Here is a 334-nt window from a genome sequence, read left to right on the forward strand (position 1 = left end):
CTTCAACACTTTGCTCTTGGCCATGATCTATCAAACAAGAAAAATCCCAATACACCTTCTGGTTGTTAGAATTTTCTCGCTTACTGTACTTGCCATGTCTACATCCTAGGCATATTTTCGTGCTCTCTAGCTCTCTCAGTGGCTCTGTGATGCGCTTTGGTTGCTTCTGTCCTGTATCGGTCGCTAAACTGTTCAAGGACTCGTGTAGTTCTCTGAACTGCTCCTCGTAGTCTTTCTGTAACAGTTTCAGTGATTGCAGCAATTGTTGCTCTAGCTCGGTCATTTTTTTCTAGCTCCTGTTCCAAATTTTGTCCAAATCGATTACGTCCTGGAT

1 protein-coding gene is annotated in these 334 nt (G+C 43.1%); it reads right to left on the reverse strand.

Annotated elements, in window-relative coordinates; genetic code table 11:
- A partial coding sequence (locus tag AAEY68_RS20785; RefSeq protein WP_350586796.1) for an MbeD/MobD family mobilization/exclusion family protein occupies positions 1–283 on the reverse strand: 283 nt, incomplete at its 3' end.
- Between the last annotated feature and the right edge of the window lie 51 nt (positions 284–334).

This window comes from Pseudoalteromonas sp. RB2-MNA-CIBAN-0110, from assembly GCF_040309305.1.
Classification (GTDB): Bacteria; Pseudomonadota; Gammaproteobacteria; order Enterobacterales; family Alteromonadaceae; genus Pseudoalteromonas; species Pseudoalteromonas arctica.